This window comes from Hydrogenophaga sp. (assembly GCF_019635465.1).
Lineage (GTDB): Bacteria > Pseudomonadota > Gammaproteobacteria > Burkholderiales > Burkholderiaceae_C > Hydrogenophaga.
The window spans coordinates 1-21,676 of record NZ_JAHBZK010000016.1 but is presented as its reverse complement, the minus strand read 5'-3'; the positions used below and the strand labels follow the sequence as shown (position 1 = coordinate 21,676).

At 67.9% G+C, this 21,676-nt stretch carries 24 protein-coding genes; 8 read left to right on the top strand and 16 right to left on the bottom strand.

The genetic code is table 11. The features are described 5' to 3' along the window. Window positions 1-62: 62 nt before the first annotated feature. The 9 genes from KF871_RS14675 to KF871_RS14635 form a co-directional block, all read right to left on the bottom strand. Window positions 63-968 (bottom strand): mechanosensitive ion channel family protein, encoded by a 906-nt coding sequence (locus KF871_RS14675; RefSeq protein WP_291143997.1) that lies wholly within the window; start codon window positions 966-968, stop codon window positions 63-65. Further along, entirely contained in the window at window positions 965-2,353 is a 1,389-nt protein-coding gene (gene otsA, locus KF871_RS14670) for an alpha,alpha-trehalose-phosphate synthase (UDP-forming) (protein ID WP_291143995.1), read from the bottom strand. The genes KF871_RS14675 and otsA overlap by 4 nt, the downstream gene beginning before the upstream one ends. Next, window positions 2,350-4,173: a glycoside hydrolase family 15 protein gene (locus tag KF871_RS14665; RefSeq protein ID WP_291143993.1), complete on the bottom strand. Its 1,824-nt coding sequence runs from the start codon at window positions 4,171-4,173 to the stop codon at window positions 2,350-2,352. The genes otsA and KF871_RS14665 overlap by 4 nt, the downstream gene beginning before the upstream one ends. Beyond that, the gene (gene otsB / locus KF871_RS14660) at window positions 4,170-4,901 is read right to left on the bottom strand and encodes a trehalose-phosphatase (protein ID WP_291143990.1); all 732 of its coding nucleotides are present in this window, start codon (window positions 4,899-4,901) and stop codon (window positions 4,170-4,172) included. Before otsB ends, KF871_RS14665 begins: the two co-directional genes overlap by 4 nt. 113 nt (window positions 4,902-5,014) lie before the next feature. Then, complete coding sequence (locus KF871_RS14655) at window positions 5,015-6,181, bottom strand: multifunctional CCA tRNA nucleotidyl transferase/2'3'-cyclic phosphodiesterase/2'nucleotidase/phosphatase (protein WP_291143987.1); 1,167 nt, start codon at window positions 6,179-6,181, stop codon at window positions 5,015-5,017. 30 nt (window positions 6,182-6,211) lie between these two features. Next, on the bottom strand, window positions 6,212-6,910 hold the full coding sequence (locus tag KF871_RS14650; RefSeq protein ID WP_291143984.1) for a glutathione S-transferase family protein: 699 nt from the start codon (window positions 6,908-6,910) through the stop codon (window positions 6,212-6,214). Between the two features lie 107 nt (window positions 6,911-7,017). Continuing rightward, window positions 7,018-7,338: a metal-sensitive transcriptional regulator gene (locus KF871_RS14645; protein ID WP_291143981.1), complete on the bottom strand. Its 321-nt coding sequence runs from the start codon at window positions 7,336-7,338 to the stop codon at window positions 7,018-7,020. A gap of 105 nt (window positions 7,339-7,443) precedes the next feature. Continuing rightward, window positions 7,444-8,397: a complex I NDUFA9 subunit family protein gene (locus tag KF871_RS14640; protein WP_291143978.1), complete on the bottom strand. Its 954-nt coding sequence runs from the start codon at window positions 8,395-8,397 to the stop codon at window positions 7,444-7,446. A gap of 23 nt (window positions 8,398-8,420) precedes the next feature. Then, on the bottom strand, window positions 8,421-10,349 hold the full coding sequence (locus KF871_RS14635) for a lytic transglycosylase domain-containing protein (protein WP_291143975.1): 1,929 nt from the start codon (window positions 10,347-10,349) through the stop codon (window positions 8,421-8,423). A gap of 121 nt (window positions 10,350-10,470) precedes the next feature. Here KF871_RS14635 and KF871_RS14630 point away from each other — a divergent pair, with 121 nt between their 5' ends. Then, the gene (locus tag KF871_RS14630; RefSeq protein WP_291143972.1) at window positions 10,471-11,121 is read left to right on the top strand and encodes a 5-formyltetrahydrofolate cyclo-ligase; all 651 of its coding nucleotides are present in this window, start codon (window positions 10,471-10,473) and stop codon (window positions 11,119-11,121) included. Next, complete coding sequence (locus KF871_RS14625) at window positions 11,118-12,281, top strand: alpha/beta hydrolase (RefSeq protein WP_291143969.1); 1,164 nt, start codon at window positions 11,118-11,120, stop codon at window positions 12,279-12,281. The genes KF871_RS14630 and KF871_RS14625 overlap by 4 nt, the downstream gene beginning before the upstream one ends. A gap of 12 nt (window positions 12,282-12,293) precedes the next feature. Here KF871_RS14625 and KF871_RS14620 read toward each other — a convergent pair whose 3' ends face one another. Both KF871_RS14620 and KF871_RS14615 read right to left on the bottom strand, forming a co-directional pair. Beyond that, entirely contained in the window at window positions 12,294-13,205 is a 912-nt protein-coding gene (locus KF871_RS14620) for a DMT family transporter (protein WP_291143966.1), read from the bottom strand. Between the two features lie 70 nt (window positions 13,206-13,275). Beyond that, on the bottom strand, window positions 13,276-14,298 hold the full coding sequence (locus KF871_RS14615) for a LysR substrate-binding domain-containing protein (RefSeq protein ID WP_291143964.1): 1,023 nt from the start codon (window positions 14,296-14,298) through the stop codon (window positions 13,276-13,278). A gap of 115 nt (window positions 14,299-14,413) precedes the next feature. On the opposite strand from KF871_RS14615, the gene KF871_RS14610 reads away from it, so the two are divergent. Continuing rightward, entirely contained in the window at window positions 14,414-14,875 is a 462-nt protein-coding gene (locus KF871_RS14610; RefSeq protein WP_291143961.1) for a DUF2917 domain-containing protein, read from the top strand. 18 nt (window positions 14,876-14,893) lie between these two features. Here the strand turns inward: KF871_RS14610 and KF871_RS14605 are convergent, their stop codons facing one another. Further along, window positions 14,894-15,301, bottom strand: a complete 408-nt coding sequence (locus KF871_RS14605) for a TfoX/Sxy family protein (RefSeq protein WP_291143958.1) — start codon at window positions 15,299-15,301, stop codon at window positions 14,894-14,896. Window positions 15,302-15,335: 34 nt separating this feature from the next. On the opposite strand from KF871_RS14605, the gene KF871_RS14600 reads away from it, so the two are divergent. The 5 genes from KF871_RS14600 to KF871_RS14580 all read left to right on the top strand — a co-directional run bounded on the left by KF871_RS14600 (window position 15,336) and on the right by KF871_RS14580 (window position 19,291). Continuing rightward, window positions 15,336-15,962 carry a TetR/AcrR family transcriptional regulator gene (locus tag KF871_RS14600; protein ID WP_291143956.1) on the top strand — a complete coding sequence of 209 codons (627 nt, stop codon included), beginning with the start codon at window positions 15,336-15,338 and terminating at the stop codon, window positions 15,960-15,962. Window positions 15,963-16,024: 62 nt separating this feature from the next. Then, window positions 16,025-17,005 (top strand): MBL fold metallo-hydrolase, encoded by a 981-nt coding sequence (locus tag KF871_RS14595; protein WP_291143953.1) that lies wholly within the window; start codon window positions 16,025-16,027, stop codon window positions 17,003-17,005. A gap of 123 nt (window positions 17,006-17,128) precedes the next feature. Beyond that, on the top strand, window positions 17,129-17,407 hold the full coding sequence (locus KF871_RS14590) for a hypothetical protein (RefSeq protein ID WP_291143951.1): 279 nt from the start codon (window positions 17,129-17,131) through the stop codon (window positions 17,405-17,407). Continuing rightward, window positions 17,404-17,964, top strand: a complete 561-nt coding sequence (locus KF871_RS14585; RefSeq protein ID WP_291143948.1) for a hypothetical protein — start codon at window positions 17,404-17,406, stop codon at window positions 17,962-17,964. Before KF871_RS14590 ends, KF871_RS14585 begins: the two co-directional genes overlap by 4 nt. Before the next feature lie 82 nt (window positions 17,965-18,046). Beyond that, window positions 18,047-19,291, top strand: a complete 1,245-nt coding sequence (locus KF871_RS14580) for an anion transporter (RefSeq protein WP_291143945.1) — start codon at window positions 18,047-18,049, stop codon at window positions 19,289-19,291. A gap of 24 nt (window positions 19,292-19,315) precedes the next feature. Here KF871_RS14580 and KF871_RS14575 read toward each other — a convergent pair whose 3' ends face one another. The 4 genes from KF871_RS14575 to KF871_RS14560 all read right to left on the bottom strand — a co-directional run. Next, a complete protein-coding gene (locus KF871_RS14575; protein WP_291143943.1) occupies window positions 19,316-20,092 on the bottom strand; it encodes an amino acid ABC transporter ATP-binding protein in 777 nt (258 codons plus the stop codon). Further along, window positions 20,079-20,729, bottom strand: coding sequence for an amino acid ABC transporter permease (locus tag KF871_RS14570; protein WP_291143940.1), 651 nt, complete (start codon window positions 20,727-20,729; stop codon window positions 20,079-20,081). Before KF871_RS14570 ends, KF871_RS14575 begins: the two co-directional genes overlap by 14 nt. After that, window positions 20,722-21,393, bottom strand: a complete 672-nt coding sequence (locus KF871_RS14565) for an amino acid ABC transporter permease (RefSeq protein WP_291143937.1) — start codon at window positions 21,391-21,393, stop codon at window positions 20,722-20,724. Before KF871_RS14565 ends, KF871_RS14570 begins: the two co-directional genes overlap by 8 nt. A 37-nt stretch (window positions 21,394-21,430) precedes the next feature. Further along, the coding region (locus KF871_RS14560) for a transporter substrate-binding domain-containing protein (RefSeq protein WP_291143934.1) at window positions 21,431-21,676 on the bottom strand (246 nt) is incomplete at its 5' end.

The window sequence follows — 21,676 nt, the reverse complement described above, 5'->3', positions numbered from 1 at the left end:
CGGCCATGCAGGCGGTGCCGATCACCACAAAGTCGAATGCCCCGCTCGGGCAATACCAGGTCCTAGTGCTGCACGACTTGCTCGAACGGGAAGGCGGGCGCCTTGCCGGTGCGGTCCTGCCCGGCGTAGACGGTCATGTGCGGGAACGGAATCTCGATGCCCTCGGCGTCGAACGCGGCCTTCAGGCGCTTGAGGTATTCGCGCCGCACGCCCCATTGCTCCAGCGGCTGGGTGCGGAAGCGGCAACGGATGACCACCGCCGAATCGCCCCATTCGTTGACGCCGGCCATTTCCAGCTCGTCGAGGATGCGGGGCGCGAAGGTCTCGTCGTTGCGCAGTTCGCGGCCCACCCGGTGCATCACGTCCATGACCGCTTCGACGTCTTCGCGGTAGGCAACGCCGATGTCCATCACCGCCTGGCTGAAGCCGCGCGACATGTTGACCACGGTGGTGATGTAGCCATTGGGCACGTAGTGCACGTTGCCGTCGTAGTCGCGCAATTGCACGTAGCGCAGCGTCACTTCCTCCACCAGACCGGTGTGCTCGCTGAGTTGCACCACGTCGCCCTGGCGGATCTGGTTTTCCAGCAGGATGAAGAAGCCGGTGAAGTAGTCCTTGACCAGGCTTTGTGCGCCGAAGCCGACCGCCAGACCGACCACACCGGCAGCGCCCAGGATGGGCGCGACCGACACACCCAGCTCACCCAGCACCAGCATGCCCGCGATCAGGCTCACCACCACCGCCACCAGATAGCGAAAGACCCGGCCCAGCGTCTCGGCGCGCTTGGATGCCTCGCGGTCATCGAGGCGGTTGGCAATGCGCACGCGCATGCTGCGGATGGCGCGCTGCAGCACGCCGATCAGCACCCAGGCCGCCACCAGGATGACCGCGATGCGCATGGCCGTGGTGGCGGCCGAGCCCAGCTCGGCCCACCAGGTGGTGATCATGTTCAACAGGTTTTCATTCATGCAGTGTCCTCCGGTGTCTGCTTGAGGGCGGCGAGGAAGGCCTCGCGCCACCAATGCACGTCGTGCGTGCGAATACGCGCCAGCAGGGCCTGGTGGCGTTGCTGGCGCTCGGGCAAGGGCATCTGCAGGGCGCGCTGAATGGTCTCGGCGGTGCGAGCGGTGTCGAAGGGGTTGACCAGCAGGGCTTCGGGCATTTGCTCGGCGGCGCCGGCAAAGCGCGACAGCACCAGCACGCCCGGATCGTCCGGGTTCTGTGAGGCCACGTATTCCTTGGCGACCAGGTTCATGCCGTCGCGCAGCGGCGTGACCAGGGCCACGGAGGCCGCGCGAAACAACCCGGGCAGGCGCTTGCGCGCCACGTTGCGGTGGATGTAGCGCACCGGCATCCAGTCCATCTCGCCGTGCTCACTGTTGATGGCGCCCGACAGGCTGTCCAGTTCGGCGCGCAAGGCAGCGTAGGCATCGACCGACTCGCGGCTGGGCGAGGCGATCTGGATCAGCGTGGCGCTGCCGTGGTTCTCGGGGTAGTTGCGCAGCAGTTGACGAAACGCCTTGAGCCGCTGCGGCAGACCTTTGGAGTAGTCGAGCCGCTCCACGCCCACCAGCAGGCGCCGGCGCACGTATTCGCGCTTGAGCTGGGCCTGCATGTCGACGGCTTCCTTGCCCTTGAGCATGGACTGGAACTCGTCGACGTCGATGCCGATGGGGAAGGCGCGGGCCTGGACGGTGCTGCCAAAGGCCTGCCAGCCGTGCTCGCCCACCGGCTTGGCCTGCATCTCGGTGGCGGCATAGCGCGCGAAGTGCGCCACGTCGGTCTCGCTCTGAAAGCCCACGAGGTCGTACGCGAAGAGGGAGCGCATCAGCCAGTCGTGCTCGGGCAGGGCGGCCAGGATCAGGGGTGGTGGCAACGGGATGTGCAGGAAGAAGCCGATGCGCTGCTGACACCCCGCCGCGCGCAGCTCGGCCGCCAGCGGGATCAGGTGGTAGTCGTGCACCCAGATGATGTCGTCGGGCTTGAGCAGGCTCTTGAGCTTGTGCGCGAACATCTGGTTCACGCGCCGGTAGCCGGCCACGCCGCCGCTGTCGAAATCGGCCAGGTCGAGCCGATAGTGGAACACCGGCCACAACACCCCGTTGCTGTAGTTGAGGTAGTAGCTGTCGTGGTCTTCGCGGCTGAGGTCCACGGTCACGAGCTGCACTTTGCCGGCCTGCTGGCGGTTCATGTCGCCTTCGCCGGGCGTGCCGTTCTCGGCGATCTGTCCGCTCCAGCCGAACCACAGGCCGCCGCTGGCTTCGAGCGCCTGACCCAGGGCCACGGCCAGGCCGCCGGCGGCGGTCTTGCGCGGGTCGGCGATGCGGTTGGAGACGACGACCAGCCGGCTCATACGACTTCGTCCCACGAGGCCGACAGTCGCACCGCGGCGTTGATCAGGCCGACCATCGAATAGGTTTGCGGGAAGTTGCCCCACATCTCGCCGGTGGTGGCGTGGGTGTCCTCGGAGAACAGGCCGAGGGGGTTGCGAGCAGCAAGCATGGCTTCGAAGATGGCGCGCGCCTCGGTCAGTCGCCCGGTGCGGGCGAGGGCGTCGATGCGCCAGAAAGTGCAGATGTTGAAAGCGACCTCGGGCTTGCCGAAGTCGTCGGGGGCCTCGTAGCGGCGCATGAAGGGGCCGTCGCAGAGGTGGGTTTCCAGCGCGTGCACCGTGGACACGAAGCGCGGGTCCATTGGCTCGATCATGCCGACCTCGGCCATCAGCAGCACGCTGGCGTCCAGGTCGCGGCCACCGAAGCTCTCGGCGAAGGACTGGCGCTCTTCGCACCACGATTCGCGCAGGATGCGCTCGCGCATGCCGTCGGCACGCGAGCGCCACACATTGGCGCGCTCGTCCAGGCCCAGGCGGTGGGCGATCTTGGCCAGGCGATCGCAGGCGGCCCAGCTCATGAGCGCTGACGAGGTGTGGATGCGCGCGCGGGTGCGCAGCTCCCACATGCCGGCGTCGGGCTGGTCGAACACGCGCACGGCGTGTTCGCCGATCGCTTCGAGCCGCTCGAACTCGTCGACGCCAGGGCGGTGAATCAGACGCTGATCGTGAAAGGCCTGGGCCGCGGCCAGCACGATGTTGCCGTAGACGTCGTGCTGGAAGTGCTCATGCGCCTGGTTGCCGACCCGCACCGGGCCCATGCCACGGTAGCCCGGCAAGCTGGTCACGATGCGTTCGGGCAATTCACGCTCAAGGCCGATGCCCAGCAGCGGTTGCACATGCCCGGTGCCGTCGCGCGCGCTGCCCACCACCACGTTGGCCAGCCAGCGCAGGTAGTCCTCCATGGTGCCGACCTCGGCCAGGCTGTTGAGTGCGCGCACCACAAAGAAGGCGTCGCGCAGCCAGCAGTAGCGGTAGTCCCAGTTGCGCTCGCTGTTGGGCGCTTCGGGGATGCTGGTGGTCATGGCGGCGACGATGGCGCCGGTGTCTTCGAAAAGCGAGAGCTTGAGCGTGATGGCGGCGCGGATGACCGCGTCCTGCCACTCCAGGGGCACGGCCAGGCGCTGCGTCCAGGTGCGCCAGTAGGCCAGGGTGTCCTGCTCGAACTGGCGTGCCGTGTCGCCGATGCCGCTTTGCAGGGTTTCGTCGGGGCCGAGGATGAAGTTGTGCTCGCGCGTGAGCAGGAAGGGCTCGGCCGCCAATACGTGGCTGATGGGGGCGTCGGTGTGCAGGCGCAGCGTGAGGTGGTCGCCGACGTAGCGCACGTGGTTGCTGCCCGAGGTGATGCGTGGTGTCTGCGCACCCCACTCGAAGCGCGGTGAAAGGCACACGCGGATGCGCGGCGTGCCCTTGATGGGTTTCACGCGCCGCACCAGTTGCATGGGTCGGAAGAAGCGGCCCCGGCTGGGGAAGCGGGGGGCGAAGTCGGTCACCTGCAGGCCCTGACCATGGCTGTCCCACAGCTCGGTGATGAGCACCGCGGTGTTGGGTTCGTAGCGTTGGGTGGACGAAGCGAAGTCCTCGATCTCGATGGCCCAGCTGCCGTCGCTGGCACCGTCGCCGCCCAGCAAGGCGCAGAACACCGGGTCGGCGTCGTAGCGCGGCAGGCAGCACCAGACCACGCGCGCGCGCTGGTCGATGAGTGCGCTGATGGCGCAGTTGCCCACCACGCCCATGTGCAGCGAGGGTGTGGCGGGTGGCGCAAAGCCGTTCGATGGCGTCATGTGTCGCTCTCCAGTGCGCGGCGCAACCAGGTCCGCAATGCCGTGGGTCCGGTACAGCGGTGGTGGGCGCGTGTCGGTCCGTCGCCCACCTTGATGCTGGCCCCGCCGAGCGAAGCCACCACGTCGAAGCCGTCTTCGTCGGTGACGTCGTCGCCCGCAAACCAGGGCTGACGGCCGAGAAACGGCGATTCGTTCATGAAGGCCTCGATGGCCTTGCCCTTGCCCGCGTCGGCAGCCTTGACCTCGACCACCGCCTTGCCGTGCATCAGCCGCAGGCCGGGTTGCTCGTCAATGGCACGCGCCAGCATGTCCACGCACGCCGTGCCCAGCGCGGGGTTGAGCCGGTAGTGCAGCGCCAGCGAGGTCTTCTTGATCTCGACCAGCAGGCCTGCGTGGCGGGCAGCGAAGGCCTGTGCCGCGGCCGCGACGGGCGAGAGGTCGATGCCGGCTTGCGTGCGTTCGATGCCATCGGCACCCACACGCACGGCCCCGTGCTCAAAGGCGCCAGGCCATCGGTGGGTCGGAAGCCATTGGGTGAGGTCGTCGCGGGCGCGGCCCGTCACGATGGCCAGCGCCCCGCCCAGGCGTTGGTGCCAGGCGTCGAGCAGGTCGGGCAGATCCGGCGGCACCCGCACCGCGTCAGGGCGGCTGGCCAGGTCGGCCAGCGTGCCGTCGAAATCCAGAAAGAGTGCGGAATGCCCGGCCCTGAGGGGGGGCAGATTGGTCATCAGCCCGCTACCCTAACCTGCTCCGGCCAAGACGGCCAAGCACCGCGGCCTTATCGCAGTGCTGCGCTACGACAAACGGCGCCGGCTTGACAGGAGCTTGCCTGACCGCGGGCTCAGTCGCGGCTCAGCAGGTGCGCGCGCCGTGCCTGACGCAAGTGCTCGCCCACCGCCGGGCCTTGTGCGCCCTCGGCCAGGGCCGCGCGCGTGATGGCCGCGGTATCCAGGGACTGCAGTCGGTCCAGGGCCTGGCGCAGGCCTTGTGTCGATGCATGCACACGGGTGGTCTGTTCGGGGCCGGTCTGCAAGGCCTCGCCATCGATCACGTCGAGCGCCTGGCGCAGGCGCTGCGGCTTGCGCCAGGCGTCGCAACGCTCGAACAGCGCCATCAGGCCGTCGACGTCACCGACATCGGCCGTGCGCAGCGCGTGGCGTTCTCGTTGGACCAGCAGTGCCAGGTCGCGCTCGGCGGTGGGCACCCGCCAGCGCTCGCACAAAGTGCGCAGGCGCCCGGGGTCGCTCTCGCCCGCAACCAGCCAGCACCAACGCTCGGTCAAGCCGGCGCGCGCGAACAGAGGCGTGGCCGCCAGCGCCGGGGTAAAGGCATGTTGCTCAAGCGTGCGCAAGTCCAGCCGCGCGAGCAGGCCGCAGTCGGCCAGCACCCGCACGAGCTGGCTCGGTCGGGCTTCGCACAGACCGCGGGCGACTTCCTGCCAGACGCGCTCGGGCACCAGGTGATCGGCTTCGCCGTGCGCCACCATGTCGCGCATCAGGTCGAGCGTGTCCGGCGCGATCTGAAAGTCGGGCCAGCGTGCGGCGAAGCGGGCCACGCGCAGGATGCGCACCGGGTCTTCGGCGAAGGCTGGCGTGACATGGCGCAGCACGCGCTGGCGGAGATCTTCGAGGCCGCCCCAGGGGTCGATCAGTGCGGCGTCGGCGGGGTGATCGGCCTCAGCGGCGGCCACCGCCATGGCGTTGATGGTGAGGTCGCGCCGGGCCAGGTCCTGCTCCAGCGTGACATCGGGCGCGGTGTGAAAAGCGAAGCCGCGATAGCCCGGCGCGGTCTTGCGCTCGGTGCGGGCCAGGGCATATTCCTCGCGCGTGCCCGGGTGCAGAAACACTGGAAAGTCGCGCCCCACCGGTTCGAAGCCGGCCTTGGCCATGGCTTCGGGCGATGCGCCGACCACCACCCAGTCGCGGTCGGCCCGCGCCGGCGCCGGCCAGCCGAATAAGCGCGACAGCAGCGCGTCCCGCACCGCACCACCCACCAGATAGATCTGCATGGAGCGGCAGTGTAGGCACTGCCGCGTGCTTCAGGCCGGGTCGGGCCCGAGCCGGTAGGGTTCGTCGAAGGCGATGAAGTCGTGCTCGGCCAGCGCGTCCTGGGTCCAGGCCTGGACGCCGGGCAGCGCCAGCACGCGATCGACGTATGCGTCCAGGCGCGGTGGCACGGGCAGGGCGTAGGTACGAATGCGGGAGCAAACGGGGGCAAAGAAGGCGTCGGCAATGGTGAAGTCGCCGAACAACAGACCATCGGCGGGTTGATCCGCCAGCAGTTCGGTCCACATGGCGATCAGGCGCGCCATGTCGGCACGAAGGCCTGCCTGGTCGCGCCATAACAGCTGGCCCACCTCGGGCAGCGACGCTTCGATGTTCATGGGGCAGTGATTGCGCAGCGCGCTGAACCCGCTGTGCATTTCGGCGCAGATGCTGCGGGCGCGCGCACGCTGGCGGGGGTCGGCCGGCCACAGGTGCTTGTCGGGGAAGCGCTCGGCCAGGTATTCGGCAATGGCCAATGAGTCCCAGATGGCCAGGCCGTTGTCGATCAGGGCGGGCACCTTGCCCACGGGGTTGATGGCGGTGACGCGCCGCTTGAACTCGGAATCCGCGTCGAAGGAATCGAAGCGGATCTGGACTTCTTCAAATTGAATGCCGGCCTGGCGCATGAGCACCCAGGGGCGCATGGACCAGGACGAATAGTTCTTGTTGCCGATGATCAGTTGCAGGGACATGGTGAACTCCGTTGAGCTCGCCGATGGTAGGTGGCCACCACCCTGCAGTCGATGCGCATTGGCGCACTGATGGATGCGCGCAGCGCATCAATCCCCTTTCGCGACGATCAGGCGTACTTTTCGAGGATGCGCGTGGACCGCTCGACGCCGCGCATCACCGGACTCTCCACAGCGATGTCGGCCATGGCGTCCATCATCGTGCAGGCCATCATCCGGTAGAAGGCCTTGTCCATCGCCTTGCGAGCGGCCGCCATTTGCTGCGCCACCTCTTCGCAGGAGCGCTCGGATTGCACCATCTCGATCAGGCCGCGAACCTGACCCTCGATGCGTTTGAGGCGGTTGACGACGTCGCGTTGGGTGTCCGAGCGGGGGATGAGCGGGTCCTGGAGAGCGGTGGAGGCAGAGGAGGGGGGCTGTTGCGGATTCATGATGCGCCTATCAGTGAAAGGTACTCATTTTGTGAGCGGCGCGAGCATGACAGATAACACCACTCCCGTACAGTTTTGGTGATCTGTTCGCGACGGTTGATCCGACTAACGTCCAGCCTGCTCCCGCAAATGCAGTAGCTTTGAGCGCGAATTTCGGCGACCCAGGTAGGTGGGTGCCACCGCATGCAGGCTGGTCGGACGAATGCCGAGCGCTGCCAGACCCGGGTGCGACCCGCTGGCCACGTTGGGGACCGACAGCGCGTCCAGGTTGTCGCGGCTGAGCACCGGCTCGCCCGGCAGCGCCTCCATCAGCGCCGCCTGCCACCGCCCAAGCGCGCGGGGCAATGGCCACACCGGGCGGGCCTGCCCACCGTGCTGGCCGGCCACCTGCACCAGCTCGCGCAGCGTGAAGACCTCCGGACCGGCGCATTCGATGGTCTGTCCGACGCTGCCACGCGCCACCCCGTTGCCACCCAGGCAGCGCGCCACCGCCTGCGCCACGTCCTCGACCCACACGGGCTGCATCTGCGCATCGGCGGCGGCCAACGGCACGAACGGTGCACGCGCCTGCAACGCGGCAAACAGGTTGAGGAAGCGATCACCGTGTCCAAACATGACGCTCGGCCGCAGCAGGGTCAGGTCCAGGCCGCTGCCGCGCAGCACGTCCTCGCCCTGCGCCTTGCTGCGCTGGTAGCGCGATGGGCCATCCGTCGAAATGCCCAGGGCGCTCACGTGCACCAGGCGTCGAATGCCCGCAGACACGCAGGCTTCGGCAACGGTCAGCGGCAGCTCCACGTGCACGCGTTCGAAACGCTGTTCATCGCCGTGCAACACCGCGACCAGGTTGACCACCGCGTCGTGGTCTTGCATCAGCGGCAGCAAGTGGTCGGTGTCGTGCACATCGGCGGTGACCACATGCACCCGCGGCAGGTGCTGTACCGCGGCGGCATTGACCGCGCGGCGGGTGGGTACCGTCACCTCCCAGCCATCGCGGTGAAGCTTCTCGCAGACATGGCGCCCGACGAAGCCGGTGCCACCCAGGACCAATACCTTGCGCATCGCGGTCTCCTCGGCCCTGGCGCTCAGGGCAGTTCGGTGTTGACGGCGGCCGAGTCGGGGCTGCGGGGGCCCACCTGGCCCAGGCGTGCGCGCAGCGATTGCGGTTGACCGGTCAGAACGGCGGCATACAGCGTGGTATTGCTCAAGACGCGCTGCACGTAGTCGCGGGTTTCTTCAAAGGGAATGTTCTCGGCCCAGACCTCGCCGGCCAGCACCGGCCCGTTGCGCCACTGGCGCACACGGCTGGGGCCGGCGTTGTAAGCCGCAGCGGCCATGGGCAGCGAGCCTTCGAAGTCGTCGAGCGCCAGCTTGAGGTAGGCGGTGCCAATCTGGATGTTGACGTCGCGCTCGGTAATCTGCTGCGCGCGGAAATCGCTCAAGCCGATCTTGCGCGCGGTCCAGCGCGCGGTGGCCGGCATCACCTGCATCAACCCCGAGGCGCCCACGCCTGAACGGGCATCGGTGACGAAGCGGCTTTCCTGGCGGATCAGGCCGTACACGTAGGCCGGGTCGAGCCCGATCTCGCGCGCGCGCGGCACCACCTGCTCGCGGTACGGCATGGGGAAGCGCTGCGCCATGTCGACCACGTCGCGGGTGCGCACGCTGGTGTTGATGCAGCGGTCCCACACCTGCTCGCGGCAGGCCAGATCGGCGGCGGCCAGCAGTTCGCGGTCGCCCAGTCCACCGCTGGAATGCAGCGCCACCTGGTACGTCCATTCGCGGCTGCCCTCGCTGCGCAGGCCCAGGCGGATCGCGGCCAGTGCGCGCTGCAGGCCGGCATCACCGCTGGCGGCCTGGCGCTCGGCGTCGGTGAGCGCGGGCGGCGGCTCGGACGCGGTGATCGGCAGGCCCAGGGCTTCGAGTGCCAGCATGCCGTGAAAGTCGCGCGGTGAAGCAATGGACTCGTAGAGGGTGCGGGCCTGCGCGCGTGACACCGCGGCGTCGGGTTCGCGCAGGTTCTCAATCGCCCTGGCGCGCCAGTAGACCCACGCCGTCTCACTGCGCAGCGCCGGGCTCATGGCGTAGATGGCATCGCGCACCGACTCCCAACGCCCGGCGCGCAACGCGGCGCGCGCCATCCAGGCCAACTGGTCGTCGGTCATCTGGTGCGGCTCGCCCCGGGCAAAGAACGTCAGCGCATCGTCTTGCAGGCGCTGCGCCGCGCGGCGGCCGATCGCGCCCCAGACCCAGCTGCGCTCCTCGTCGGTCAATTGAGCGCGCCAGCGCAGGTCATCGGCAGCGTCGGCGGCTGCGGCGGGGTCCTGTGCGGCCAGGCGCACCAGCGCGAGGGTCACCAGCTCCTTGGTGCGGGGACGCAAGGCGGTGATCTTGTTGTCGAGGTACTTCGCCGGATTGGCGGCGATGGTCTCGACCATGGCCCCCCATTCGGGATCGAGCAGCGACACCGCCTGGCTGGCCGCGCGCGGCTTGTTCGCTTCCATCATCAGGCGGGCGCGTTGCCAGGCCACCGTCGGCTTGAGGTGGCCGCTGGCCAGCAAGGCCTGGGCGGCGGTGGCGCAGCCGTCTTCCTGGTCGCGTTGTGCCAGCCAGAGTTCGCGCACGCGCTCGGCCGCCACTTCGCCGGGCAGGCGCGAGGCGGCGGCGTCAAGCATGACGGTGTAGCAAGTGACCTGGCGGTCGTCGTTCATGCGGAACAGGGGGCGCTCGGTGGCAAAGCGCGCCCAGTCGCGCTGCTTGCCCAGTTGCAGCAACCAGTCGTTGCGCAGGCGGTCCTCCCAGTAGGTTCCGGCCATCGCGTCGAGCGTGGCGCGCACGTCGGCAGGCGACGCTGTGTCGAGCCGGGCGCGCATGTCCCAGTAGCGCGCCAGGGGTTCCAGCAGGTGGCCGCGCGTGGCGGGCAGCAGGCGGGCCAGCTCGCCGACCTGGTTCTTGCGATAGGCCTCGCGCATGTCCAGCAAGGCCTTGTCCGCGGCCGTTTGCGACCATGCCACGGTGGGTACCAACAGCGCCGCCATAATGGCCCGGCGGGTCGTGCGCCAGCAACGGCGAACGGTCAACGGCAAATGCATGCGAAATCCCTGAATCCACGAGCGCGAAAAGACCACGACGATTATGGACAGCAAGCCGGGTGAGAGTTCCCTCAATCGCGACGGACAGACGGCCGGTGGCACCCCGGGCGAGACCAAGGCGAAGTGGCGCAAGGCAATGGTCGACAAGCGCCAGGCCATGCCGGATCGCCTGTGGCGCAACGACATGTTGCAACGTGTGATGCGCGTGTGGCTGGTCAACCGGCCCGACACGGTGATCGGCGCCTATTGGCCCATCAAGGGCGAGTTCGATCCGCTGCCGGCGTTGTTTCGGTGGCAGGAAGCCGGCCTCGAAGAAGACGCACAAAGTGCGGCGCGCAACCGGCGCATCGGCCTGCCGGTGGTCAACAAGATCGACAAGACGCTGACCTTCTACACCTGGTACCCGGGCTGCCCGATGGAAGAGGACGCCTATGGCATTCCCAAGCCCAAGGACACCGAGGTCGTGCAACCCACGCTGATCTTCGTGCCTTGCGTGGGTTACGGGCCCGGCGGCTACCGACTGGGTTACGGCGGCGGCTTCTACGACCGCACGCTGGCCACGTTGAGTCCGCGGCCGTTCACCGTGGGTCTGGGCTACGACTTCGCCTTCCTGTCCGAGATGCGACCCGAACCGCACGACGTGCCACTGGACGCCATCCTTGTCGACACCGGTGTGGCCTGGCCCGTGCGATGAGCGCGATGCCACCGCGCCAGTGGGTGCACATCAGCTACCGCGAAACATCCGCCTTCACCGAGACCTACGGCTTTTCCGGCAGCCAGGGTGCGATCAACATCGAAGGCCTGTTGATCGACGCACCGGGGTCGCCGCGCGACGTGGTGTTCGTGCTGATGCACCCGAGCTCCACGCTGCAGCTGCTGCCGCTGCCGGGCGCGCTGGCGGCCGCGGGCTGGCCGGTGCTGTGCATGGGCAGCCGCTACGCCAAGAACGACACCGCGCTGATCCTGGAAAAGGTGTTGCTCGACCTGGGCGCCACCGTGCGCCATGCGCGTGAAGTGCTGGGGTTTCGGCGCGTGGTGCTGCTGGGCTGGTCGGGCGGTGGCTCGCTCTCGCTGACCTACCAGGCGCAGGCCGAGCAACCCGACATCACGGCCACGCCGGCAGGTGACCCGCTCGATCTGCGCAGCGCCGGCCTGCCGCCCGTCGATGGCATCGTGATCGAGGCGGCCCACCGTTCGCGCGCGCGCTGCCTGCTTGACTGGATTGACCCGTCGGTGCTCGACGAGGCCGACCCGGATCGCCGCGATCCCCGCTTCGACCTGTATTCGCCGCAGTTGCCGGTGCGGGCGCCGTACCCGGCCGACTGGCTGGCCGAGTACCGGGCCGCGCAACTGGCGCGGGTGCGCCGCATCACCGCGCAAGTGCAGCAGACCCTGCACACCCTGCGCCAGCGCGGCGGCGCCGAGGTCGAGCGCGGCTTCGTCACGCACCGCACCCTGGCCGACCCGCGCTTTCTGGACGGCAGCATCGACCCCAATGGCCGGCCGATCGGGCGGTGTTATCTGGGGGTGCCCGAGACGGTCAACAGCGGGCCGGTCGGCATGGCGCGTTTTTCCACCTTGCGATCCTGGCTGTCGCAGTGGTCGATCGACCATTCGCGTGCGGACGGTGAGGTCTCGGCGCGCCGCGTCACGGTGCCGCTGCTGGCCATCGAGCACGGCTCGGACGACGCCGTACCCCAGCCCGATGTGGGCCTGTTGCATGCGGCTGCGGCCAGCGCCGATCGACAGATGCACGTGATCGCGCCGGCCAACCACTACTTCCAGGGGCAACCCGAGGCCATGGCGCAGGCGATCGGCCTGATCGATGCCTGGACGCGCGAGCGCTTCAGCTGACCGGCTGCAATCTCAAGGGTGCTCAGCCGAGGCGTGCACCTCGGCGATGCGGCGTTCGTGGCGGATGAGGTAGAGCCCGCTGCCGATCACGATGGCCGCGCCCAGCCAGGTGTGCGAGGCGGGCAGGGTCTGCCAGAGCAGCCAGTCCAGGCCCACACCCCAGGCCAGCGCGCTGTACTCGAAGGCGGCCACCACCGACGCCTGGCCATGGCGGAACGCGTCGGTGATGGCCACCTGTCCGGCAAAGCCGGTGATGGCCAGCGCCAGCAACAGCGGCGCATCGGCGCGCGCCAGCGGCACCCAGTTGGGCAGCGCCAGGGCACCGGCGCCCACGGCGACAAAGGCCATGGCGGTCAGGATGAGCGATTCGCTGGAGTCGGTGCGGCTGGCCAGGCGGCCGCTGACCGCGCCCACGGCGTAGCACAGGGCAGCACCCAGCACCGCCAGGCCGCCGGTGGTGACCAGACCCGCCTGCAGGTCGGCGCCGCTGGGCCGCAAGGCGATCAGTACACCGATGAAACCGACGCCGATGGCCCACCAGTGGGCCGCCGGCACGCGCTCCTTGAGCACGGGAACCGAGAGCGCGGTGATCAGCAGCGGTGCAATGAAGAACAGGGTGTAGGCCGCCGACAGCGGCAGCGAGCGCACGCCCATCGTGAACAGCGTCAACATCACGATGCCGAGCAGTCCGCGCAACACGTGGATGGGCCAGCGCACCTTGAGCACGGTGTGCCATGTGCCCCGCCAGGCGATGTAGAGCAGCACCAGCGGCAGCGCGGTGGCGCCCCGCAGGGCGGCCACCTGCAGCGCCGGGTAGCGTCCCGACAAGGTTTTGAGCACCGCGTCCATGAGCGCAAAGCAGCCCACCGCGATCAGCATGGACACGATGCTTCGCAGGTTGCTGTTGTGGCGCAGGGCGTTCATGGCGGCGGGTCGGTTGGGCAAGGCGCGCGAGTGTGCCCGCTCGCCAGTAACCCGCTGGCGCCACTGGCCATCAATCGATCTGATCCACCGTGTCCGGGTCGGGCACGTCGCCAATGGCTTCGCGCGTGGCAGCAGCCTGCTGCAGCAACCAGTCGGCGAAGGCCTTGACCTCCGGGCGGTGGTCGCTTCGCGGGGCCATCACCAGCCAGTACACCAGCGGCGAATCCATGCGCGCCTGGGGCAAGGGCTCGACCAGCGCGCCGCTGGCCAGGTTCTCGGCCACCAGCGGCAGGCGTGCCAAGGCCACGCCCTGGCCGATGATGGCCGCCTGCACGATCTGCTGCGCGTAGTTGAAGTACAGCCAGCGCTGCGGGTTCAACCGCGGTTTGGCGCCGGCCTTGCGCCCCCGCGGGGCCGGTTCCGGGCCGGCAAAGTGCTCCAGCCAGCGCTGCCAGCTCAGCCATTCGAGGTGGCGGGTGCGGTGCGCATCGCCGGCCTCGATGAGGGCGCAGCCGGCCAGGTCTTCGATGCGGTGGATCGGGTGGCTTTGCAGCAGCCAGGGGCTGGCCACCGGCGTGAGCTTTTCGCCAAACAACCGGATGGCGCCGGGCGCAACGGTTTGCGGCGCAGCGTAGCGCAGCGCCATGTCCACGTCGGCGGTGGACAGGTCGACCGCGACGTCGGTGGCATCGATGCGGATGTCGATGTCCGGGTGGTTGCGCTGGAAGGCCTCCAGCCGCGGAATCAACCACATCGACGCGAACGACGCCCAGGTCGTGATGGCCACGCTCTTGCGTCCTGCGCTCTGGCGGATCTGGCGCACGGTGCCGTCCACGCGTTCGAGCGCGCTGGCCGCCGAGCGCAACAGCATGGCCCCGGCGCTGGTGAGGTCGACCGATCGTGTGTGCCGCAGAAACAGCGAGGCGCCAACCTCGTCTTCGAGCGACTGGATCTGCCGGCTCACCGCGCTTTGCGTGAGGGAGAGTTCTTCGGCCGCGGCGCGAAAGTTCAGGTGACGGGCCACGGCCTCGAAGGCGCGCAGATGACCCATGCCTATGGGCCGGGTTCGGGGGTGTCGGGGCGTCAGGGACATGGCGGCATTGATGCGTTGGGCGAATCAATAGCTTAGCGGTGTTTCATTGGACGGCGAAGCCCGCAAAGCCGACCATTCATACCGCTCCAACACGTTTACGCAAGGAAGGTCCAGCATGAACACCCTTTCCGGATCCGCATCAACCCAGCAGCGCCGCGGGCACCTCGTCGGAGCCCATCGCGCCATCAGCCTGTACCCCGTCGAGGACAGCGAACTCTGCATCCTCAACGGCCGCGCCTGGGTCACCCTCAACCTGCCTCAGGTCCCTGGCGGCCTGGGCGACATCGTCCTGCAGACCGGCGAGAGCCTGCAGGTGCCTGCGGGCAGCCACGTCGTCATGGAACCCTGGGTCAATGGCGACGCGCTGCGCTTCGACTGGTGCCTCAGCGCCCAGGCGGTCGAGAAATCCCAGCGCTTTGCGCGCGAGGTGGCCACGCCCACGCGCGAACTGGGCAGGGCCCTTGGTCAAGTGGTGGTCGCGTTCGCGCGACTGCTGCGCGGCGTGCTGGGCTATGGCGAGTTTCTGGTGGCCGGCCGTGGCCGGGTGCTCTCGCGCTTCGAGTCGAACCAGCCCTGAGCGCGGCGCCGTGGGGTGTCAGCGGCTGGCACGCGGCGCCTTGACCCTGGTCGGCGCCTTGGTTTTGGCGCCGGGTCTGGCTTTCGGCTTGGGCGCGCGCGCCGCCAACGCCGCCTGAAGCGCCAGCCGCGCCCAGGGCGCCATCAGCGCGGGCGATTCCATCGCCTCCTCGGGGGGCGTGTGGTAGTGCAGGCTCATCGGCTTGCCCTTGGCCTCATAGACAAAGGCGCGCGCGCCGGCCGCCAGCCACTGGGGTTCGGTCTCGGCGTTGGTCTTGAGGAACAGCGTGTCCCAGGCAATGATCCCCACGTTCATGCCGTCCACCGACAGGCCCCAGCCCCCGAACATGCGCTGCGCCGCCACCGGGCCCAGGCTGGACAGGAGTTCGCGAACGTGTTCGACAAAGGGGTCGGCAGGGGTGGGCATGCGGCGATTCTGCGGGTGCGGGCAGAATCCGCCAATGGCCCGTCCCAAGTCCGCCACCCACGACCTCAAACGCGACCAGATCCTCGACGTCGCGGCCCATTGTTTCGCGCGCCAGAGCTTTCCGGCGGCCAGCATGAACGACATCGCCCAGGCCTGCGGCACCAGCAAGGCCCGTCTGTACCACTACTACGAGAGCAAGGAAGCGATCCTGTTCGACCTGCTGGACCGCTACACCCAGCGCCTGCTGGCGCTCATCGGTGAGGCAGAAGGCCGTGCCCAGCGCAAGAACCTCAGCGAACGCGAAGCGCTCAACGAACTGGTGCGCGCGTTTCTGACCGAGTACGAGACCAGCGCCACACGCCACGTCGCGCTGGTGTCGGACACCAAGTTCCTGGGCGAGGTGCAGAAAGAACTCATCCTCGACCGCCAGCGCGACGTGGTGGCCGCTTTCACGCGCTTCATCCGCCGCGCCTACCCCGAGCGGGTCACCGCGTCCAACCAGGCGGCCCTGGCCATGATGCTGTTCGGCATGATCAACTGGACCTTCACCTGGCTGCGACCCGGCGGACCCATGAGCTACAGCGGTTTTGCCGAGGAGGTGGTGGCCGTGATCGAAGGGGGATTTGCCGGCCCGAGACCCTCGGCAGTGTCGGGGCATTGATTTACGGATGTGAAACGGATTTCGTTTAAGTAAAATCCACGCTTTCCCACGGAGACCGTCCCATGAGCAAAGCCTTCGCCTCCCAGGCCGACCTGCAGGACAAGCAGATCACCTTCGAGCAACTCAGCCCCCACTGCTGGGCCTATACCGCCGAAGGCGACCCCAATTCGGGTGTGATCATCGGCGAGAAGTTCATCATGGTCAGCGATGCCACGGCCACGCCGGCCATGGCACAGGACCTGATCCAGCGCATCCGCCAGGTCAGCGACAAGCCCATCAAATATGTGTTGCTGACCCACTACCACGCGGTGCGCGTGCTGGGCGCCAGCGCCTACGTGGCCGAAGGCGCGACCGAAGTCATCGCCAGCCGCGGCACCTATGAGCTGATCGTCGAGCGTGGCGCAGCCGACATGAAGAGCGAGATGGAGCGCTTTCCGCGCCTGTTCCGCGGCGCCGACACCGTGCCCGGCCTGACCTGGCCCACCATGGTCATCGGCGACGGCAAGCCCGGCCGCCAAGGCTCGCTCACCGTCGACCTGGGCGGCGTCAAGGTCGAGATCTGGCACCCGGGCCAGGGCCACACCCGCGGCGACACCATCGCCTGGGTCGAAGACGAAAAGGTGCTCTTCAGCGGTGACCTGGTCGAGTACGAGGCCGGCGTCTACACCGGCGACGCCCAGCTCGAGGAATGGCCCGCCACGCTCGAGGCACTGCGCGCTCTCAAGGCCGAGGCCATCGTGCCCGGCCGCGGCGAAGCCATGAAGGGCAACGCCGACGTCAACAAGGCGCTGGACTACACCCAGCGCTGGGTGACCACGCTGTTCCAGGCCGGCAAGGAAGCCGCCGCTGCGGGCATGGACCTCAAGGCCGCCATGGCCCATACGCGCAAGAGCATGGACCCGGTGTTCGGCCACGTGTTCATCTACGAACACTGCCTGCCGTTCGACGTCAGCCGCGCCTACGACGAGGCCAAGGGCATCAAGAACCCGCGCGTCTGGACCGCCGAGCGCGACCAGGAGATGTGGGCGGCGCTGCAAAGCTGACCACCTTTCGACTTTGGTATCGAATCGAGGCGATGGATCGCCTCGAAATGAATTCAAAAGAATTCATTTGTTACCATCCTGGCCTCTCAAATTTCAGAGGTCGGGTCGCGGATGGTGGGTTTCTTGCGTCAGGTGTTCGCCTCGCTGCTGGCCATATGCACCATCGGACCGGGCATGGAGTGGCTCTGGGGCGTGATTGTTGGCCCTGACCTGTCGCCGCCCACGCTGTGGGCGATTACATTCACGACCATGGCGGGGGTGCTGGCACTGATGGTGCGGCATTGCGCCCACCGCCAAGGGATCCTGACCGATGAGGTGGAGCGCTGCTGCAAGGCCAAGGCGGAACTCGAGCGGCAGGTGCTGAAACTCAGGAAATCGTCCCAACGGAGGAGTCACCGATGATTCAGTTGCTGGCGCTGCATGTCCTGGTGTTCCTGGTTGCCGCGTTTGTCTTCTATCACCTGTTCCTGCGCTCGGCCCGCATGCGGGCCCGTTTCCGGCTCTACGAAGTCCGCGATCGACTGATTCTTCTGGTGGCCAGGCAGCAACTGGCCGAAGAGAGTCAGGTGTTTCGCCACTGCTATGGCCGTGTGAACGAGTTGCTGGCGGCGATGCCTGACGTGGGTGTCGACGACATCCTCGAAGTGGTGCTGTCGCGCCGCAAGAACGAGGACTTCGACCATGCCCTGATGCAAGCGCGTGCGCGCCTGGCCAGGATCTCTCAGGACGACGCCCTGACCGACGATGACGTCAAGTCGGTCGTCCGCGACTACTTCGCCGCCGTGGAGTACAGCATCCTGACCCACAGCCGCTGGATGCGCGTGTTCTTTCTCTTGTCCACCTACGCCACCCGACAGGTCGCCGAGTCGATGCTTCAGCGTCTGGCGCCCGTGCAGGCGCGCCATGTGGTCGAAGGCGCACAGGTGTTTCACGACGCAGAGCTCGGTCTGCAGCCCTGAGGCGCGCCGCTGTTCGGCACACGCCTGCCACCAAGCCGCCCTCGGGCGGCTTTTTGCTGCGCGCCGCTACGATGCGCGGTCCATGCACCCCGATCCTCTGTTCGTCGCCATGGCCGACTGGGCTGTCGTCGTGATCTTCGGCGTGGTCTACCTGGGCATGTTCCTGGGCGGTCTGCCCCGCTTGCGGCTGGACCGCTCGGGCGTGGCCTTGCTTGGCGCCATCGCGGTCATCGCGGTCTCGGGCATGGGCGTGGTCGAGGCCGCCGAGGCGGTGGACCTGCCGACCATCCTGTTGCTCTTCGCCTTCATGGTGATCTCGGCCCAGATGCGCCTGGGGGGCTTCTACGAGGCCGCGACGCGGCGCATCGGTGACTTGCCGGTGTCGGATGCCTTGCTGCTCGCGCTGGTGGTGGGCATGGCGGCGGTGCTGTCGGCGGTGTTCTCCAACGATGTGGTCTGCCTGGCCATGGCGCCGGTGGTGGCCCGCCTGTGCCTGCGTCGGGGTGCCGACCCTTTGCCCTTCCTCGTCGGCCTGGCCTGCGCGGCCAACATCGGCTCGGCCGCCACGCTCATCGGCAATCCGCAGAACATGCTCATCGGCTCGGTTCTGCGGCTCGACTTCGCCGACTACGCACGCCACGCCGTGTTGCCGGTGACCTTGAGCCTGGTGGTGTTGTGGGTGTGGCTGGTGTGTCAGCCGCGCACCGAGCACGAGCCCTTGCCTTCGAACGGTGCCGACGACGAGCCCCCGTTTGATGCGTGGCAGACCGTCAAGGGCCTGGTTGTGGCGGGGGCGCTGCTGGTGCTGTTCCTCACCCAGGATGGGCCGCACGAGGTCATGGCGCTGGTGGGCGCGGCACTGCTGCTGCTCAGCCGCCGCCTGGCCTCGGCCGAGTTCATGAAGCTGGTGGACTGGCCCTTGCTGATCCTGTTCATCGGGCTGTTCGTGGTGAACCATGCCTTCGAGCAGACCGGCCTGGCCGCCGAGGCGGTGGCGTGGCTGCAGGCGCGGGGCGTGCACCTGAGCCAGCCGGGCGCCTTGCTGGTGGTTGGCGTGACCTTGTCCAACCTGGTGTCGAACGTGCCAGCGGTGATGCTGCTGTTGCCGCACCTGCAGGGGCAACCGCAGGCCGGCGTGCTGCTGGCGCTGATCACCACCTTCGCCGGCAACCTGCTGCTGGTGGGCTCGATCGCCAACCTCATCGTCGCCGACCTGGCGCGCCGGCAAGGCGTGGTCATCGACTGGAAGCGGCACGCGCGCATCGGCGTGCCGGTGACGCTGCTGTCGCTGGGCGTGATCTGGATCTGGCTGCGCGACCTGGCCTGACCCTCGCTGACCGCCCTTGCGTCGTCAGTGCATCGACGACAGGAACTGCTGCAGCTCCGGTGTGGTTGGGTTGCCGAACAGCTGGGCCGGTGGGCCGATCTCGTGCACACGTCCCTGGTGCATGAAGATCACGCGGTCGCTCACCTTGCGCGCGAAGTTCATTTCGTGCGTGACCATCAGCAGCGTCATGCCTTCGTTGGCCAGCGACTCCACCACCTGCAGCACCTCGCCCACCAGCTCGGGGTCGAGCGCCGAGGTGATCTCGTCGCACAGCAGCACGCTGGGCTGCATGGCCAGGGCGCGCGCAATGGCCACGCGTTGCTGCTGACCACCGGAGAGCTGGTCGGGGAAGGCGTCGAACTTGTCGCCCAGGCCCACCCGCTCCAGCAACTGCCGGGCACGCGCGATGTTCTCGGCCTCGGCCGCCTTCTTCACCAGCGAGGGCGCGAGCATCACGTTGCGGCCCACGCTCAGGTGCGGAAAGAGGTTGAAGCTCTGGAAGATCATGCCCACGTGCTGGCGCAGCTCGCGCATCGCGGCCGGGTCGTTGTGGCGCAGTGGCTGGCCGTCCACCGTCAGCGTGCCGGCCTGGAACGTCTCCAGCCCGTTGATGCAACGCAGCAGCGTGCTCTTGCCCGAGCCGCTCTTGCCGATGATGGCCACGACCTCGCCGCGCTGCACGTTCAGGTCGATGCCCTTGAGCACTTCGTTGGTGCCATAGGACTTGCGCAGACCCGCGATCTGGACGATAGCCTGGCCGGTGGTGGCGCTGGCGGCGGACGGCGATTCAACGGCGGCCATGGAGTTTCCTTTCGAGCGAGCGGGCGGTCCAGCTCACGGGGAAGCACAGCGCGAAGTACATCAGCGCCACGCAGCTGTAGACGAGGAAGGGGGCGAAGGTGGCGTTGGTGATCATGGTGCCGGCCTTGGTCAGCTCGACGAAGCCGATCACCGAGGCCAGCGCCGTGCCCTTGATGACCTGCACCAGAAAGCCCACCGTGGGCGCGATGGCCATGCGACGCGCCTGCGGCAGGATCACGTAGCGCAGCTGCTCGCCAAAGTTCAGCGCCAGGCTTTGTGCGGCTTCCCATTGACCCTTGGGCACGGCCTCCACACAGCCGCGCCAGATCTCGACGAGAAAGGCGCTGGTGTAGAGCGTGAGCGCGAGGGATGCTGCCACCCAGGCCGAGGTGTCGAAGCCGAACAGCGCCAGACCGAAGTAGGCCAGGAACAACTGCATCAGCAGCGGCGTGCCCTGAAACAGTTGCACATAGCCTTTGACGAAGCCGATCGCCCCCGGCCAGCGCGCGGTGCGCGCCACCAGCAACAGCAGGCCCACGACGCCGCCGCCGATGAAGGCAATCAACGACAGCACCACCGTCCAGCGCGCAGCCAGCAGCAGGTTGCGCACGATGTCCCAGAGGGTGAAATCAACCACGGCGCCCTCCGAACAAATAGCGCGGGCCAAGCCAGTTCAACAGGCTGCGCACCGCCATCGACAACACCAGGTAGAGCGCGGTGGCGACGATGAAGGCTTCAAAAGCGCGGAAGTTGCGGCTCTGGATCAGGTTGGCGGCGAAGCTCAACTCTTCGGTGGCGATCTGCCCGCACACGGCCGAGCCCAGCATCACGATGATGATCTGGCTGGTGAGCGCGGGCCAGACCTTGCGCAGCGCGGGCGGCAGCACCACGTACACAAAGGTCTGTGCGCGCGACAGCGCCAGGCTGGCCGCCGCTTCGAACTGACCGCGCGGCGTGGCCTCCACGCCAGCGCGCACGATCTCGGCGGCGTAGGCGCCCAGGTTGATCACCATGGCGATCACCGAGGCCAGTTCGGGCGTGAGCTTTACACCCGCCGCCGGCAGGCCGAAGAACACGAAGAACAGCTGCACGATGAAAGGCGTGTTGCGGATCAGCTCCACATAGGCCGCTGCCAGCCAGCCCAGCGCCGCCGGGCCTTCGGTGCGGGCCCAGGCGCAGGCCACGCCGAGTGCGACGCCCAGCACCGCCGACACGGCGGTCAGACCGACCGTCCAGGCGATGCCCTTGAGCAGCAGCGGCCACTGCGAGAGCACCGCCATGAAGTCGAGTTCGATGCCCATGGTCGTTCAGCGTGGGGCGTTGCGCGTGGGTCGGGGCTTATTCCGGCAGCGTGCCGGCGGGACGACCGAGCCACTTCTTGGCCAGCGCGTCGAGCTCGCCGGCCTTTTTGGCGGCCAGCACGATCTCGTTGACCTTGGTGCGCAGTGCGTCCTCGCCCTTGGCCACGCCGATGTAGTTCGGGCTGTCCTTGAGCAGCAACTTGTATTCGGCGCCCAGCGCAGGGTTGCGCTTGATCATGTTGTCAGCCACCGAGACACCGGTGGCCACGAACTGCGTCTGCCC